Here is a 14,905-nt window from a genome sequence, read left to right as displayed (position 1 = left end):
GCTGTCTTTTCAGCATCTCAAGCGCCCGTCAACCGGGCGCGGAGTCGCGCGCTGCGGCGCGGTCATCGCGGCGGATTCCTCAAAAACACAACGTAGCCGCGAAAATACGGGTGACGCGCCAGCGTTTCCGGCGGCGACCAGACGGCGCCCTCGGCGAGGCCGAGCCGGAACGGCGTATGGACACGTCCGACGCGCGCCAGATAATCGTCGATATGATCGACGGTGGCGCGGCCGCGATAGGTCTGAAACACGACCTCGTCGACGCTCCGCCCCAGCCTGTCAATGTCTTCCGGAGTCGCCTGAGAGGCCCAGTCCATCAGCCCGCTGATGCTGAGCGCGCAATCGGGCGGCAGCGTCTGACGCAACTCCGCAAGGAAGGCCGCATATGTGGTCAGACCGCGCGTTGCGGCGTCAAAGTCGATCTGGACGCCGACGACCTTGTCCGACTTGGCGCGCCACGCGGCAAGCCGACGCTTGACCGCCGCAAAAATCGCGGGCGTCCAGTCGAGGCTGCGCGCCCGATAGACCAGCCATAAGGCTTGCGGATGCGGGCTTGGCTCGCTCGCGCCCTGCGCCTTCAGCCGCGTCTCGCCCGAAGCGTCGGGTCCGATTTCAGCCTGAAGCAGATAGATGGTCTTGGCCGCAGCGAGTTCGGGACGCGCGCGCACGCCGGCCCATAGCCAATAGGCGTCGTAATCGGCCGCGCGCACAATCCCCTCGTCCGCCGCTGTCGGCGCCGCCCAAAGGACGCCAAAGGCGAGGAGACATGCGGCGGCGATGCGCCGCGAAACAGTCACCAGTAATATCTCAGGCTTTTCGCCCATGTTGTCGCGCCATATTGCGCCTTGAGCTGGTCGTACCAGGCCTTGCGCTGGGCCTTCTCGACGTCCTTGCCGCCGCATGTGTTGTTGTTCGCCGGCGCGTAGCAGTTGATCGCGCGGTAGAGCGCATAAGCCCGCTCGCGCGCAGGCGTCGCCGGCGCGCCGATGAGCTTCTTATAGACCTCGCCGCGCGCATAGGGTTCGCCGGGAAATATCGATTTGCCGCCGCCAAGTTCGTCGGGTTTCGGCCGGGACGCCTCGAATCCGTCGAGACTGTTCGTGCGGATGAAATCGCCGAAGCACAACATGGCGTGCGGATCCTGAGGATTGGCGGCGAGTTCGCCGACAATCGACTTGAGGTCGGGACAAACATAGCCCTTGTCGGCGCCGCCGCCCCACAGGAAGACGCTGGACTGGTAATTGGGATATTGCCCGGGCCGTGCGGTGTCGGCGTCATCCTTCGCCAGCCCCTCCGCAGAATAATCCCGAAGAAAGCCCGCATACTGGCCGTGCGTCGCCTCTTTGAAGAGAAGCACGAAGCGCGCAAGCTTGCGCTCCTCGGCCGAGGCCGGATCCGCGACGGCCATCCGCAGCAGGATCGGACCTGCAATATAGCGCAGCAGCATCGCGCGAATCCGCGCCGACGACAGTTGCGTGTCCTTCAAGAAGACTTTGTTGACTTCTCCGGAGCGCTCCCAGCTCAGCGCCAGTCCGAGTTCGACCGCCTCTTTCTGCCAGGGCAGCGTCGCGCGCGGCAGCAGCCGGGTCCAGTGGTCGATCGCCGCCGCATTGCGCCCGTCCGCCATCAGCGCCTGACCGCGAAGAACTTCGCGGCTGAACCCGAGATTGGGCGGCGACAACGGCCCCGGCGTCGAATCGCCCAACAGCGTCAACGCCTTCGCATGATCGCCGTCGACATAGTAGGCGCGCGCCGCTTCCAGAAAGTTGAACAGCGCCTCATGGCCCGCGAAGTCTCGCGCCTGCGCGTCGAGATCCGCGGCCGAGAACTTCTTCTGCGACTCATCGGTCTGCCGCATCATCGTCAGATCGTCGATCGCGAGAAGATTTGCGTCATGGACGTCTTGTGAGTCGAGACCGAGTTTCGAATCGATTTCAGCGGCGAGATCCGAGCTGCGGAGATTGGCGTTCGGATCGCGCGCATGGCTCAGCTGCCATGCGTATTCGGTCGCGGCCTGCAGCCTGTCGCCGGCGAGCCAATAGACGCGGCGCAACAGCCCGCGCGCCGACGCCGCATAGCGGCCGTGCGGATCGTCCGCGAGATAGGACTTGAATTCGGCTTCCGCCGCTTTCAAAGAGTCGCGGTCCGCCACTTTCGGCTCGGGCGCGCCATCCAGTTCCGCAAACGCGCCGACCGACGCCTTGTTCAGAAGCGTGCGGGCCACCATGTAGCGCGCGCTCTCGCGCAGCCACTCGTTCTGCGCTTTCGCGAGGCCGCGAAAAGCTGCGAGCGCAGCGTCGAATCCGCCGTCGTAAAAGGATTTGGCGCCGGCAAGATAGGTGGCGAATTCGCGCGCCGCCGCCGATGCGTCGGCGCCCGCGACATAAAGATTCGCAGCAAGATTTGGGGCGCCAGGCGCCGCATCATTCCCCCGGCAGGCTGCGGTCATCTCCTTGCGCGAACGGATCAGCGCGGCGCGCGCGGCGTCGCTCAGCGCCCTGTCGGCCTGCGCGGCCTGAACAAAGCCGTCCTCCCCGCTTTGAACGGAGACGCATCGCGTGCCTTCCTCAAGAAAGTCGCTCGGCGTCGACGTCGCATCTTTCACGAGCCGACGCGCATAATCGCAAGAGTTTCGTGCGAAAGCGTCATTGAAAACGTCGCGCGCGAAGAGCACGAAATAGTCTGGATAGATGTCGAGCTTCGCCTCGTCTTTTCGCGCGTCGACGGGCCAGGGCCGCGCGTCCATCATCAGAAACTGCGCGTTGACGCGGCTGTCATTGCCCGGACTGAGAAACGGCAAATTGTCGCGACTGGAAAAGTCCTTGTGATCCAGCTTCCATCCGGCGCGGCCCAGACCGTCGCCGGCGCAGGCGAACGCCTGGCTCGTGGAACACAGCAGCATGATCGCTGCGGAAGTCAAAAAAACCTGGCGCATGGCGGTTCCCCGAACGTGGTCGGCTGCTGCGTCAGACCGCTTCCGACCGGAGTGGCGGACGCGCGTCCGGTAAAATCATCAACAAGAATTTGGACCCATCGAAAAAACAGGGCGAGGGCGGCGTTACGCCATCCCTCGCCCTGAGAACATGCCCGCTGTTGGGGCGTAGCGCCTGACTTACGCCGCCGCCATGGCGTTGGCCTTTTCGATCAGCGCCTCGGCCATGCGGATCGAGGCGATGTCGATCAGGCGGCCGTCGAGCGAGACGGCGCCCTTGCCGTCCTTGGCGGCCTGCGCCATCGCATCGAGAATGCGGCGCGCTTTGGTCACCTCGGCGTCGGACGGCGTGAAGACCTGATTGGCGAGTTCGATCTGCGAAGGATGGATCGCCCACTTGCCTTCATAGCCGAGCACCGCCGCGCGCTTGGCGGCGGCGATATAGCCGTCCGGATCGCCGAAGTCGCCGAAGGGACCGTCGATCGGACGCAGGCCATAGGCGCGGCACGCGACCATCATGCGCGTCTGCGCCGCGTGCCACTGATCGGCCCAGTAATATTCGCGATTGCCGCTGGAGTCCTTGTCGGTGAGCACGCCGTAGTCCGGATTGACGCCGCCGATGACGGTCGTGCGGGCGCGGGTGGACGCCGCATAATCGGCGACGCCGAAGGACATGGCTTCGAGACGCTTCGACGACTGGGCGATGGCTTCGACATTGGCCATGCCGAGCGCGGTCTCGATCAGGATTTCGATGCCGATCCGCTTGGTGCGCTTCTTGAACTGCTCGATCTGCGTGATCATCATGTCGATCGCGTAGACGTCGGCCGGAACGCCAACCTTGGGGATCAGCACGACGTCGAGACGCGGGCAGTTCTCGAGAACGTCGACGACGTCGCGATAGCAATACTGCGTGTCGAGGCCATTGATGCGCAGCGTCATCACCTTCTTGCCCCAGTCGATGTCGTTGAGGCCCTGGATGATGTTCTTGCGCGCCTGCTCCTTGTCGTCGGGCGCGACTGCGTCTTCGAGATCAAGGAAAATCTGATCAGCCTTCGACTGCGCGGCCTTTTCGAACATGCCCGGCGCAGAGCCCGGCACGGCAAGCTCCGAGCGGTGGAGACGCGGCGTCGCCTGCTCGATCAAAGTGAAGCTCATATCTTTACCCCTTCCTGTTGAATTAGCCTGTGGCGCCAAGGCCGGCGGCGACGCAGCTGATCGAAAGCAGCAGAGGCACTTTGACGGCCTCTTTCTCCGCTTCGTCCTTAGCCTCGCGGAACCGGCGAAGCAGCGCCACCTGCTCGCGATTGACCTCGTTGATGGTCTGCAGGCGATGCGACAGCCGCGCCTGATATTCCTTAAAGCGATCCGCCAGCTCCTCGCCGCCGGTGACGCGCAGCGCCATTTCCCGCGTCAATGCGAATTCGTCTTCGATCGCTTTGAAGATTTTGATTCGCACGGCTTCGTCGGCGACGAGTCCGGCATATTGCTTGGCGATCGAGAGATCGACGAGCGCGAGCGTCTTCTCGACCTCATCGATAATGAGCCGGAACACCCGCGAATCCTCGAACATGCGGCGCAGCAGCTCCAAACCGCGGTCGCCGCGCACATCGACGAAGTTTTTCAGCCCCGAGCCGACGCCATACCAGCCGGTGATGGAATGACGGTTCTGCGCCCAGGCGAAAACCCAAGGGATCGCGCGCAGATCCGCGAGGCTCTTCGCGCCGAAGCGCCGCGCCGGCCGCGACCCGATGTTGAGCAGCGAAATCTCTTCGAGCGGGCTCGCCGCTTGGAAATAGGCGACGAGGTCCGGATCGGCGACGAATTTCGCATAGGCCGCGAAGGAGGCGCCGGAAATTTCCTCGAGCGCCTCGTCGAATTCGGCGTGCGGCGCAAGCGCTTCCTCACGCTCCGACTTCAGCGCGTGCTGGAACACGGAGGACGCCAAGAGCTCCATCTGATAGGCCGCCGTGCCGCGGTTGGCGTATTTGAACGAGACCACCTCGCCCTGTTCGGTGACGCGGAAACGGCCCCGAATGGAGCCCGCCGGCTGCGCCGCGATGGCATGGCCGGTCGGCGCGCCGCCGCGCGACACCGAGCCGCCGCGTCCATGGAAAAAGGCGATGGCGACACCCTGTTCGCGTCCGACCTGCGTCAAACGCGCCTGCGCCTTGAACAGCTCCCAGTTCGACGACAGAAAGCCGCCGTCCTTGTTCGAGTCGGAGTAGCCGATCATCACCTCTTGCAGAGAGCCCTGCCAGCGCGTCGAGCGGCGCACGACCGGAACCTGCAGGAGATCGCGCATGATCGCCGGCGCGGCGCGCAGATCGCCAATCGTCTCGAACAGCGGCACGATCGGCAGCGTCAGGATCTCGACGCCGGGTTCGTCGAGAAAAAGCCCCGCCTCCTTGGCGAGCAGATAGACGCCGAGCACGTCGACCGCCGAACGCGTCATCGACAAAATGAATCCGCCGAAGGCTTCGCGGTCGAGCTGCGCGCGCATCTCGGCGACGACTTCGAACATTTCGATGACGTCGCGCGTATCGGCGGAAAGCGTGTCGCGTGGAACCGGCGCCGCGCGCGGTTTCGCAAGCTCGGCGAGCAGCCATTCGCGCCATTCGGGCGACTCGAGGTCGGGCGGCGTCTCGCCGCCGGTCTTCACGCGCCACAGTTCCTCGAGCGCCTGCATGGTGCGCGTCGTGTTCTGGCGGATGTCGAGCCGCACGGTGCTGAAGCGGAAAATTTCCACCGCGCGGCGCAGCGGACATACAAGATCCGTCGCAAGCGCGTCGCTCTTGGCTTCGACAAGCGCGCTTTCCAAAAGACGCAGGTCGTCGATCAATTCATCGGCGCTCGCATAGCGTGGCGCGGTCGTCGGTTCGGCGTTGACGGCGCGCAATGTCTGATCGAGCTTGCGCAGGATCGTCGTGACGAACTGGCGGTAGGGTTCGTTTTGATTGCGCGCTTCGATCGCCGGGCCGTCCGGCAGCGCGGTGAGCCGTGCAGCCAGCTCCTCGCGGAACGACGGCGGAATCTCGGCGGCGCGCTGGCTGATCGACAGCATGCGCGCGAGATCGACGAAGCGCGTTCGGTAATAATTCAAGCTCGCCGCAGCATTTTCGCACATGGTGCGGCGCGTGACGTCGTTCGTCACGAAGGGATTGCCGTCGCGGTCGCCGCCGATCCAGGACCCGAACTGGAAGAAGGGCGTGATCTCGAAGGTTTCGCTGGGATAATGGCGTCTCAGCGCGCGTTCGCAGGACGAAAGAAGCTCGGGCGCGAGATCGAAAATGCTCTCGTGAAAGAAGTGCTGCCCCCAGGCGACTTCCTGATCGACGGTGGGCTTTTCGAGATGCAATTCGCCGGTGAGCCACAGAAGTTCGATCTGATCGTAGATCGACTTGACCAGCGCTTCGCGCTCGCGGTCCGTCCAGCGCGTCGATTCGAGTTCGCGCATCAGCAGATAGATGCGGCGATATTTTTCGAGAATCGAGACGCGCTTCGCCTCTGTCGGATGCGCGGTGATCACCGGACGAATGCGCAGCGTCTGCAGCTGCGCGCGGATTTCATCTGCGGCGACGCCCGAAGCCGCGGCGCTCGACAGGACGTAATCGAACGTGCCGAGCAGCTTGTCGTGGCCCTTTTCGCGCTCGATGCGCCGGCGCCGGCGCATCGCATAGGCCTGCTCGGCGATGGAGACGAGCTGAAAAAGAATGCCCTGCGCCTGCAGCGCGCGCGCCATCTGGCGCGGCTCCAGCCCTGCGCCCGCCTTGGAGTCGCGCACGACGGCCTCGATCTCCGGCGTGTGACGGCGAATGACGGTGAGCAATTGCTCGCGGAGAAAGGCGGACGCCTCGGTGACCGAACGAGTCGCGTATGCAGACGGCAGGCCGGTCGAAGACAGGCTCTTCAATGTCTGGCTCTCAGCGGTCATCGAAACTCCCTGGGCGCTCGCCCGCTCGAAACGAACGGCTTCTGCAACACGGCGTCGCCGGCGCGCTCAGGCGCCGACGCCGACGGCGCTCGTCAGGCGCTCTGCAATACTTTGGCGACGGTCGACCCGAATTCGGCGGGGCTCGGCGCCACGGTCAGCCCGTACGACTTCATGATCTCGGTCTTTTCCGCCGCGCTGTCGCCGGAAGCCGAAATGATGGCGCCGGCATGACCCATGCGACGGCCTTTGGGCGCCGTGAGGCCCGCCACGAAGCCGATCACCGGCTTGGAGAAATTCTCCTTGATCCAGGCCGAAGCCTCGGCCTCCTGCGGACCGCCGATCTCGCCGATGATGAGCACCGCCTGCGTCTCGGGGTCCTTATCGAAGAGCACCAGATGGTCGAGGAAGGACGAGCCATTGATCGGATCGCCGCCGATACCGACGGAGGTCGATATGCCAAGGCCGAGCGCCTTCAGCTGCGACGCCGCCTCATAGCCGAGCGTGCCGGAGCGCGAGATCAGGCCGACGGCGCCCTGCTTGTAGATGTGGCCCGGCATGATGCCGAGCATCGCCTTGCCCGGCGAGATGATGCCGGCGCAGTTCGGGCCGACCATCATCGGCCGGCGATCCTTCGGGAAGCGCAGGAAATAGCGCTTCACGCGCATCATGTCCTGCGCCGGAATGCCGTCGGTGATCGAGCAGATGAGGCGAACGCCGGCGTCGGCGGATTCCATGATCGCGTCGGCGCAAAAGGCCGGCGCGACGAAGGTGATCGACGCCTGCGCGCCGGTCTCGCGCACCGCTTCGCGCACGGTGTTGAACACCGGCACGCCGTGATGAGTCTTGCCGCCCTTTCCGGGCGTGACGCCGGCGACGACATTGCTGCCGTAGTCGATCATTTCCTTGGTGTGAAAGCTGCCCTTGTCGCCGGTAATGCCTTGGACGAGGATCGGCGTCTTTTCGTCGATGAGAATGCTCATGTGTCGTTCTCCGGCGCTTACTTGGCGCCCTTATAGGCGGCGACGGCTTTTTCCGCGGCTTCGGCGAGCGTGTCGGCCTGGATGATCGGAATGCCGCTCTCGGCAATGATCTTTTTGCCGGCTTCGACATTGGTGCCGGCGAGGCGCACGACGAGCGGCACGCCCTCGATCTTCTCCGCGCGCACGGCGTCGACGACGCCCTGCGCGACCCAGTCGCAACGATTGATGCCGGCGAAAATATTGACGAGCACGACCTTCACGCGCCGGTCGGACAGAACGAGGCGGAACGCCGTCGCGACGCGCTCCGGCGACGCGCCGCCGCCGACGTCGAGGAAGTTCGCGGGATTGCCGCCGGCGTGCTTGATCATGTCCATCGTCGCCATGGCGAGGCCGGCGCCATTGACGATGCAACCGATCTCGCCGTCGAGACCGATGTAATTCAGGCTGTGCTCGGCCGCCTGCGCCTCGCGCGGATCGCTCTGCGAGGGGTCATTCATGTCGACGACGTTATGGCGGCGGAACAGCGCATTGTCGTCGAAGGACATCTTGGCGTCGAGCGCCAGCACCTTGTCGTCCTTGGTGACGACCAGCGGGTTGATCTCGAGCATCGTCGCGTCATTGTCGCGGAAGGCGCGATAGGCGCCCATGATCGTCTTCACCGCGCGCGAGACCTGCTTGATATTGAGGCCGAGCTGGAAGGCGAGTTCGCGCGCCTGGAATTGCTGCAGGCCGACGGCGGGCTCGACGATGACTTGGAGCAGTTCGTCGGGCGTGTTCTTGGCGATCTCCTCGATCTCCATGCCGCCATGCTTCGACGCGATGACGCGCACGCGCTCCAATTTGCGGTCGAGAACATAGCCCAGATAAATCTCGCGCTCGAAAGGATCGGCGACCTCGACGTAGACGCGCTGCACCGGCTTGCCCTCCGGGCCGGTCTGCGCGGTGACGAGGCGCTTGCCGAGAAGATCGCGCGCCGCCTGCTGCACTTCGTGATAGGTGCGGCAGAGCTTGACGCCGCCCGCCTTGCCGCGCGCGCCGGCGTGAATCTGCGCCTTGACGACCCAATGCGAGCCGCCGAGCTCAGTCGCGGCATAGACCGCCTGATCCGGGCTGAAAGCGACCGTGCCGGGCGGAACATCGACGCCGTGGCTCGCCAGTATTTCCTTGGCTTGATACTCGTGGACGTCCATTTCAGTCCTCTCCTCGCAATTCGGCGCGGCTTCTTCAGCCGCCTATCTTGGCTCTGACCGTCTCATAGACCGCTTCCGTCTCAGCGGCGGCCTTGGCGAGCAGCGCATTGACGTCGGCGAGCTGCTTCTCCGCGAAATCGCGGTCCTTGATCGCCTTGGCGTTGATGAAGACATTGAGCGCGCAGCTGCGCAGTCCGGCGTTGGCGGCGAGCACCGCGACCCCGGCGTCGCTGATGACGTTGAGGTTGCCCTTGTCGGCGGCTTCCTTCGACAGCGCGATGACGTCGTAACAGATTTTGCACGTCTTCAACGGCGCCAGCGTCGCCTCTTTCAGCGCCGATTGGATCGCCTCCGAGCGTTTCGCCTTCTCCTCATCCGAGCCGCGCGGCAGTCCGTAGGCGCCCATCAGCGTGTTGAACGCGACGACGTCCTCATCGATGCCTGCGGTCAGTTCGGCGCGCAGCTTCTCGGCCTTGGCGAGAGTCTGCTGAAGATCGGCCGACACCGCTTCGTAATTCTTTTTGCCGATCGTGAGATTGCAGACCATGGAAACGAGCGCAGCGCCCATGGCGCCGGACAGCGCCGCCGCGCCGCCGCCGCCGGGCGTGGGCGCATCGCTGGCAAGCTCGTCGAGAAATTTCCCAATCGTGTCGTTCTTGGCGCTCATATCTTTCCTCGCTCAGGCGAGCACTTTGGCTTGCGCGTAAATGTTTTCGCAGTCGAACACCTGATCGGCGCCGTCAAACAGCTTGCCGACGCATTCGCGATGCAATTTGAGCTTGAGCCCGCCCAACCCGAGCGCGCCGATGACGATCTTGCCGTGGCGCTCCTTCGCCTTGTCGGTCGCTTCGACGCCGCCGACGCCGAGCGGCGGCTGCGCATTGCAATCGGCGATCAGTTCGATCGTCGGATCGTTCTGCCAGTCCGCCTCGTCGAGCAGCGGCACGCCGATGGCGCCCGCCGCGAAAACGATCTGAGCGCCTTTGACGGCCTGCGCGCGCGCGGCGTTGTCGCCGGCTTCGATCGCCGCTGGCGTAAAGCCGAAGCGCTCCTGAATGGCTTTGGCCGCCGCTTCGGCGCGCGACTTCTCACGAGAGGTGATCGCGACCTCGGCGCCTTCGATATTGAGCATCGCCGCCGCGCGCATGCCGACCGGGCCGGTGCCGGCGAGAACCACCGCCTTCTTGCCCTTCAGCGAACTTGCCTTGGCGAGCAGCGCCACACCGGCGGCCGCCGTCGTATTGGAGCCGTTCGAATCCAGCATCGTGGACACGCGGAAATTCGAGAAGAAGCGCTTCTTCACGGCTTTGAACACGGCTTCGCCCGCCGTCATGCTGCCGCCGCCGACGAAGATCGCCGTATATTGCTTCTCCTTCGGACCGCGCGTGTAAATGCAGCCGTCGACCAGCGCGCCGACGTTTTCGGGCGTCACGCCGCCATAGCCGATGATGTGGTCGGCGTCGCCGTCATAGCCGACCACCGTGTCGAACACGCTCGGAACCGGATCGGTGTCAAAAAGAAAAAGCAGTTTCTTGGTCATTCGATTTCCTCAGGCCGCGTCATGGCCGGGTAAAGCCGTCAACGACGGCGTCGCTTCGCTCGCCTATGTCCCGGCCATCCACGCCGGGACGTTGCGCAACATTTTCAATCGCTCCGCAGCGGCGCCGCGTGGATGCCCGCGACAAGCGCGGGCATGACGGCGATGGAAGGAGCGACATTGGCTCGCCTCACGCCGTCACGACGTTCCGCGGACTGCCGGCGACAAATGCGTCGATATTGTCGACGAGCTGGTCGGCCAGAACCTGCATCGCCTCTTTCGACGCCCAGGCGACATGCGGCGTGACGATCAGATTGGGAATCGTCGGATCAAGCAGGATATTGCCGTTCTTGGGAGGCTCGACGGTCAGCACGTCGAAGCCGGCGCCGGCGATGACTCCCTTGCGCAGCGCGTCGGCGAGCGCCGCTTCGTCGACAATGCCGCCGCGCGCCGTGTTGATGATGCAAGCGGTCTTCTTCATCGACGCCAGCTCCTTCGCGCCGATCATGTTCTTCGTCTCCGGCGTCAGCGGCAGATTGAGCGTGACGACGTCCGCCTCGCGCAGAATGGTCGCGACGTCGACCTTGTTCGGCACGTCGGCGACGTCGTTGATCAGCACCTTCATGCCGAGCGCGACGGCGCGCTTTTCGATTTCCTTGCCGAGCGCGCCATAGCCGACGATGCCGAGCGTCGAGCCGGCGATGTCGTAGATCGGATAGTCGAAATAGCAGAACTGGTTGGCGTAGCCCCAGCGGCCTTGGCGCACCGAGTTGTAGTAATTGACCAGATTGCGGCGCAGCGCGAACAGCAGCGCGAACACATGTTCGGGCAGCGTGTTGAACGCATAGTTGCGGATGTTGGAGACGACGATCCCGTTGGCGGTCGTATAGGCCTTGTCGATCACATCCGTGCCGGTCGCGGCGACGGCGATGAGCTTGAGATCGGGAAGCTGCTTCAGGGTCGCCTCGCGCAGCGGCACCTTATTGGTGATGCAGATCGTCGCGCCTTTCAGACGTTCGACGATCTGGTCGGGCGCCGTCTGGGCGTATTCCGTGTATTCGTGGGGGAAATTCGGCTTGCGCACATTGGCGTCGAGCGTTTCGCGATCGAGGAAGATGATTTTGTGCGACATGACCTTTAATTTCCCCTCTTTCTCAATTCTTTATTGTTTGTTGTCGGCGGCCGGCGGTCGGAACGCGCCGACCGCCGGCCGCGAAGAGCCGATTTACATCTTGAGCAGAGGATTGGCGCGATAGACCGCCTGCGCCGCCGCGGCGCCCGAACCCGGAGTCACGGGGATGCCGACGTCCTGCATGGCCATCTCCGCGCCGCCGATGGCGCCGAGCAGCATGAGTTCGTTAAGGTCGCCAAGGTGGCCGATGCGGAACACCTTGCCCGCGACTTCCGAAAGGCCGGCGCCGAGCGCGAGATTGTAGCGCTTGTAGGCGATGTCGATCACCTTGGCCGCGTCAAAGCCTTCCGGCACGACGATCGCCGTCACGGTGTCGGAGTTCCACTTCGGCTCCTTGGCGCAGCACCTGAGGCCCCAGGCGGAGACGGCCGCGCGAACGCCTTCGGCGAGATGATGATGGCGCTTGTAGACCTGATCGAGGCCTTCTTCGAACAGGATCGCGAGCGATTCCTTGAGGCCATAGAGCAACGGCACGGAAGGCGTATACGGGAAATAGCCCGCCTTGTTGGCGTTGATCATGTCCTGGAATTCGAAATAGGCGCGGCGGCCCTTGTTGGTCTTGCCCATTTCGATCGCCTTCGGGCTCGCCGCCATCAGCAGCAGGCCGGCCGGCAGCATGAAGCCCTTCTGCGAGCCCGACACGATCACGTCGACGCCCCATTCGTCCATTTTGAAGTCGAGCGAAGCGACCGAGGACACGCCGTCGACGAACAGCATCGCCGGATGCTTGGCGTTGTCCATCGCCTTGCGCACGGCGGCGATGTCGGAGGTCACGCCGGTCGCCGTCTCGTTATGCGTCGCGAGAACGGCCTTGATCTCGTGATTCTTGTCGGCCTTCAGCGTCTCTTCGATCAGTTCCGGATCATTGCCGGTGCCCCACTCGCGCTCCTGCACGATGACGTCCAGGCCCTGGCGCTTGCAGAGGTCGATCCACAGATGGGAGAACTGGCCGAACCGCTGCGCCAGCACCTTGTCGCCGGGCGACAGCGTGTTGGTGATCGCGGCCTCCCAGCCGCCGGTGCCGGACGCCGGGAAGATGAAAGCGTGGCCCTTCTCCGTCCCGAACACCTTCTTCAGGCCCGGAAACAGCGGCTTGACGAGATCGGGGAAGGTCGGCGAACGATGGTCTTCGGAGGCGACCGACATTGCGCGGATGATGCGGTCGGGGAGATTGGTCGGGCCCGGCACAAACAGGAAGTTCTTGCCGGGAATTCTGGAATTCAACATTCTTTAGCTCCTTTCGAGCGGCTGTTTTCAGATGGATGAGGCGCCGATGACGCCTCAGCGCGCTAGAACAGGCCGGCGATGCGGCCGGCGTCGTCGACGAAGATGTTGTTGGCGGCTGGAACCTTTGGCAGCCCCGGCATCGTCATGATGTCGCCGCACACCACCACGATGAACTCGGCGCCCGCCGAGAGACGCAGTTCGCGGATCGGGATCGTGAAGCCGGAAGGCGCGCCCTTGGCGTTCTGATCCGTCGAGAAGCTGTACTGCGTCTTGGCGATGCAAACCGGGAAGTTGCCGAAGCCTTCCTTCTCCAGTTCGGCGAAGCGCGACTTGATGCTCGAGTCGTACGAGATGTCGGCGGCCCCGTAGAGCTCCCTGGCGATTGTGCGCACCTTCTCAGCGAGCGGCATGTCGTCAGGATAGAGCGGCTTGAAGTTCGAAGGCTGCGTCTCGATGGTCTTGACGACCGCATTGGCGAGATCCGCCGCGCCGGCGCCGCCCGAGCCCCAGTTGTCGGCGACGACGCATTCGACGCCTTCCGCCTTGCAGAGCTTGTCCAGCGCCGCCATCTCGGCCGCCGTGTCGGACGAGAACTTGTTGATCGAGACCAGAACCGGCACGCCGAATTTGCGGACGTTGCCGATATGGCGCTTCAGATTCTCGAAGCCCTTCTCGACGGCCGCGACATTCTCGGCCTTCAGATCGTCCTTGGCGACCCCGCCATGCATCTTGAGCGCGCGGATCGTCGCGACGATCACCGTGACGTCCGGCTTGAGTCCCGCCTTGCGACATTTGATGTCGAAGAACTTCTCGGCGCCGAGGTCGGCCCCGAAGCCCGCTTCCGTCACCACGTAATCGGCGAGCTTGAGGCCCGCCTTGGTGGCGATCACGGAATTGCAGCCATGCGCGATATTGGCGAAGGGGCCGCCATGGATGATGGCCGGGTTGTTCTCCAGGGTCTGAACGAGGTTCGGCGCGATCGCGTCCTTGAGCAACGCGGCCATGGCGCCGGCCGCCTTCACCTCAGACGCCCGCACGCCTTTCTTCTCGCGGGTCTGGCCGATGACGATGTCGCCCAACCGCCGCTGCAGATCGTCGAAGTCCGAAGCCAGGCAGAAGATCGCCATCACTTCCGAAGCGACGGTGATGTCGAATCCGTCCTCGCGGGCGAAGCCATTCGACACGCCGCCCAGCGACGACACGATCGAGCGCAAGGCGCGGTCGTTCATGTCGACGACGCGCCGCCACGCGACCCGGCGCGAGTCGATCTTCGGTTCGCCGCCCCAATAGATATGATTGTCGATCAGCGCCGCGAGCAGATTGTTCGCCGCGCCGATCGCATGAAAGTCGCCGGTGAAGTGGAGGTTGATGTCCTCCATCGGCACGACCTGCGCATAGCCGCCGCCGGCGGCGCCGCCCTTCACCCCGAAACAAGGCCCCAGCGAGGGCTCGCGCAGACAGCAGAGCGCCTTCTTGCCGATGTGGTTGAGCCCGTCCGTGAGTCCGACGGTCGTCGTCGTCTTGCCTTCGCCGGCGGGGGTGGGCGTGATCGCCGTCACCAGGATCAGCTTGCCGTCCTTCTGGCCGGAGAGGGACGAGAGATAATCTAGAGAAATCTTGCCCTTGTAGTGACCGTAGGGCTGCACATGCTCGGCCGGGATGCCGAGCTTGTCGCGGGCGACGTCGATGATCGGCCGCATGTTCGCGGCCTGCGAAATCTCGATGTCCGACTTCGGCGCAAGATGCTGATTGTCTTTTCCGCTCGCGCCAGGCGCGGCGGCTGACCCCTCTGACATGCAGTCCACTCCCTCTCGGGCCTGCGTCGCACAGGCCCATAAATTTGTTTTTTCGGTCATCGAGAAACGGGCTTCGGCGCCGCCGATCTCGCTCCCAATCGACCGGGCTGAAATCCTGCC

At 64.1% G+C, this 14,905-nt stretch carries 11 protein-coding genes; all 11 read right to left on the bottom strand.

Annotated features, from left to right (window positions below; translation table 11 throughout):
* Positions 1 to 62 precede the first annotated feature (62 nt).
* The 11 genes from AB7F41_RS05155 to AB7F41_RS05105 all read right to left on the bottom strand — a co-directional run bounded on the left by AB7F41_RS05155 (position 63) and on the right by AB7F41_RS05105 (position 14,785).
* On the bottom strand, positions 63 to 824 hold the full coding sequence (locus AB7F41_RS05155) for a DUF3142 domain-containing protein (protein ID WP_428381923.1): 762 nt from the start codon (positions 822 to 824) through the stop codon (positions 63 to 65).
* Entirely contained in the window at positions 794 to 2,935 is a 2,142-nt protein-coding gene (locus tag AB7F41_RS05150; RefSeq protein ID WP_428381921.1) for a hypothetical protein, read from the bottom strand. The genes AB7F41_RS05155 and AB7F41_RS05150 overlap by 31 nt, the downstream gene beginning before the upstream one ends.
* 177 nt (positions 2,936 to 3,112) lie before the next feature.
* Positions 3,113 to 4,087: an HpcH/HpaI aldolase/citrate lyase family protein gene (locus AB7F41_RS05145; protein WP_428381919.1), complete on the bottom strand. Its 975-nt coding sequence runs from the start codon at positions 4,085 to 4,087 to the stop codon at positions 3,113 to 3,115.
* A 22-nt stretch (positions 4,088 to 4,109) separates the two neighbouring features.
* On the bottom strand, positions 4,110 to 6,863 hold the full coding sequence (locus AB7F41_RS05140) for a phosphoenolpyruvate carboxylase (RefSeq protein WP_428381917.1): 2,754 nt from the start codon (positions 6,861 to 6,863) through the stop codon (positions 4,110 to 4,112).
* Positions 6,864 to 6,955: 92 nt separating this feature from the next.
* Positions 6,956 to 7,843, bottom strand: a complete 888-nt coding sequence (gene sucD / locus AB7F41_RS05135) for a succinate--CoA ligase subunit alpha (protein WP_428381916.1) — start codon at positions 7,841 to 7,843, stop codon at positions 6,956 to 6,958.
* 17 nt (positions 7,844 to 7,860) lie between these two features.
* Positions 7,861 to 9,033 (bottom strand): malate--CoA ligase subunit beta, encoded by a 1,173-nt coding sequence (locus tag AB7F41_RS05130; protein WP_428381914.1) that lies wholly within the window; start codon positions 9,031 to 9,033, stop codon positions 7,861 to 7,863.
* A gap of 34 nt (positions 9,034 to 9,067) precedes the next feature.
* Positions 9,068 to 9,700 carry a methenyltetrahydrofolate cyclohydrolase gene (fchA, locus tag AB7F41_RS05125; protein WP_428381912.1) on the bottom strand — a complete coding sequence of 211 codons (633 nt, stop codon included), beginning with the start codon at positions 9,698 to 9,700 and terminating at the stop codon, positions 9,068 to 9,070.
* A 12-nt stretch (positions 9,701 to 9,712) separates the two neighbouring features.
* Positions 9,713 to 10,573 carry an NADP-dependent methylenetetrahydromethanopterin/methylenetetrahydrofolate dehydrogenase gene (locus AB7F41_RS05120; RefSeq protein ID WP_428381910.1) on the bottom strand — a complete coding sequence of 287 codons (861 nt, stop codon included), beginning with the start codon at positions 10,571 to 10,573 and terminating at the stop codon, positions 9,713 to 9,715.
* 187 nt (positions 10,574 to 10,760) lie between these two features.
* Positions 10,761 to 11,702, bottom strand: coding sequence for a D-2-hydroxyacid dehydrogenase (locus AB7F41_RS05115; RefSeq protein WP_428381908.1), 942 nt, complete (start codon positions 11,700 to 11,702; stop codon positions 10,761 to 10,763).
* Positions 11,703 to 11,795: 93 nt separating this feature from the next.
* Complete coding sequence (locus tag AB7F41_RS05110; RefSeq protein WP_428381906.1) at positions 11,796 to 12,989, bottom strand: aminotransferase class V-fold PLP-dependent enzyme; 1,194 nt, start codon at positions 12,987 to 12,989, stop codon at positions 11,796 to 11,798.
* 62 nt (positions 12,990 to 13,051) lie between these two features.
* Positions 13,052 to 14,785 carry a formate--tetrahydrofolate ligase gene (locus AB7F41_RS05105; protein WP_428383274.1) on the bottom strand — a complete coding sequence of 578 codons (1,734 nt, stop codon included), beginning with the start codon at positions 14,783 to 14,785 and terminating at the stop codon, positions 13,052 to 13,054.
* Between the last annotated feature and the right edge of the window lie 120 nt (positions 14,786 to 14,905).

This window comes from Methylocystis sp. (assembly GCF_050251305.1).
Classification (GTDB): domain Bacteria; phylum Pseudomonadota; class Alphaproteobacteria; order Rhizobiales; family Beijerinckiaceae; genus Methylocystis.
Note: the sequence above shows the minus strand (reverse complement) of the source record. Positions and strands in the feature narration are given on the sequence as shown.

What these genes read in the sequence shown, in the direction of transcription:
- AB7F41_RS05130 (WP_428381914.1), bottom strand. Translation starts at nt 9,033, where the DNA reads ATGGACGTCCACGAGTATCAAGCCAAGGAAATACTGGCGAGCCACGGC.
- AB7F41_RS05105 (WP_428383274.1), bottom strand. Translation starts at nt 14,785, where the DNA reads ATGTCAGAGGGGTCAGCCGCCGCGCCTGGCGCGAGCGGAAAAGACAAT.
- fchA (WP_428381912.1), bottom strand. Translation starts at nt 9,700, where the DNA reads ATGAGCGCCAAGAACGACACGATTGGGAAATTTCTCGACGAGCTTGCC.
- AB7F41_RS05110 (WP_428381906.1), bottom strand. Translation starts at nt 12,989, where the DNA reads ATGTTGAATTCCAGAATTCCCGGCAAGAACTTCCTGTTTGTGCCGGGC.
- AB7F41_RS05140 (WP_428381917.1), bottom strand. Translation starts at nt 6,863, where the DNA reads ATGACCGCTGAGAGCCAGACATTGAAGAGCCTGTCTTCGACCGGCCTG.
- AB7F41_RS05145 (WP_428381919.1), bottom strand. Translation starts at nt 4,087, where the DNA reads ATGAGCTTCACTTTGATCGAGCAGGCGACGCCGCGTCTCCACCGCTCG.
- sucD (WP_428381916.1), bottom strand. Translation starts at nt 7,843, where the DNA reads ATGAGCATTCTCATCGACGAAAAGACGCCGATCCTCGTCCAAGGCATT.
- AB7F41_RS05120 (WP_428381910.1), bottom strand. Translation starts at nt 10,573, where the DNA reads ATGACCAAGAAACTGCTTTTTCTTTTTGACACCGATCCGGTTCCGAGC.
- AB7F41_RS05155 (WP_428381923.1), bottom strand. Translation starts at nt 824, where the DNA reads ATGGGCGAAAAGCCTGAGATATTACTGGTGACTGTTTCGCGGCGCATC.
- AB7F41_RS05150 (WP_428381921.1), bottom strand. Translation starts at nt 2,935, where the DNA reads ATGCGCCAGGTTTTTTTGACTTCCGCAGCGATCATGCTGCTGTGTTCC.
- AB7F41_RS05115 (WP_428381908.1), bottom strand. Translation starts at nt 11,702, where the DNA reads ATGTCGCACAAAATCATCTTCCTCGATCGCGAAACGCTCGACGCCAAT.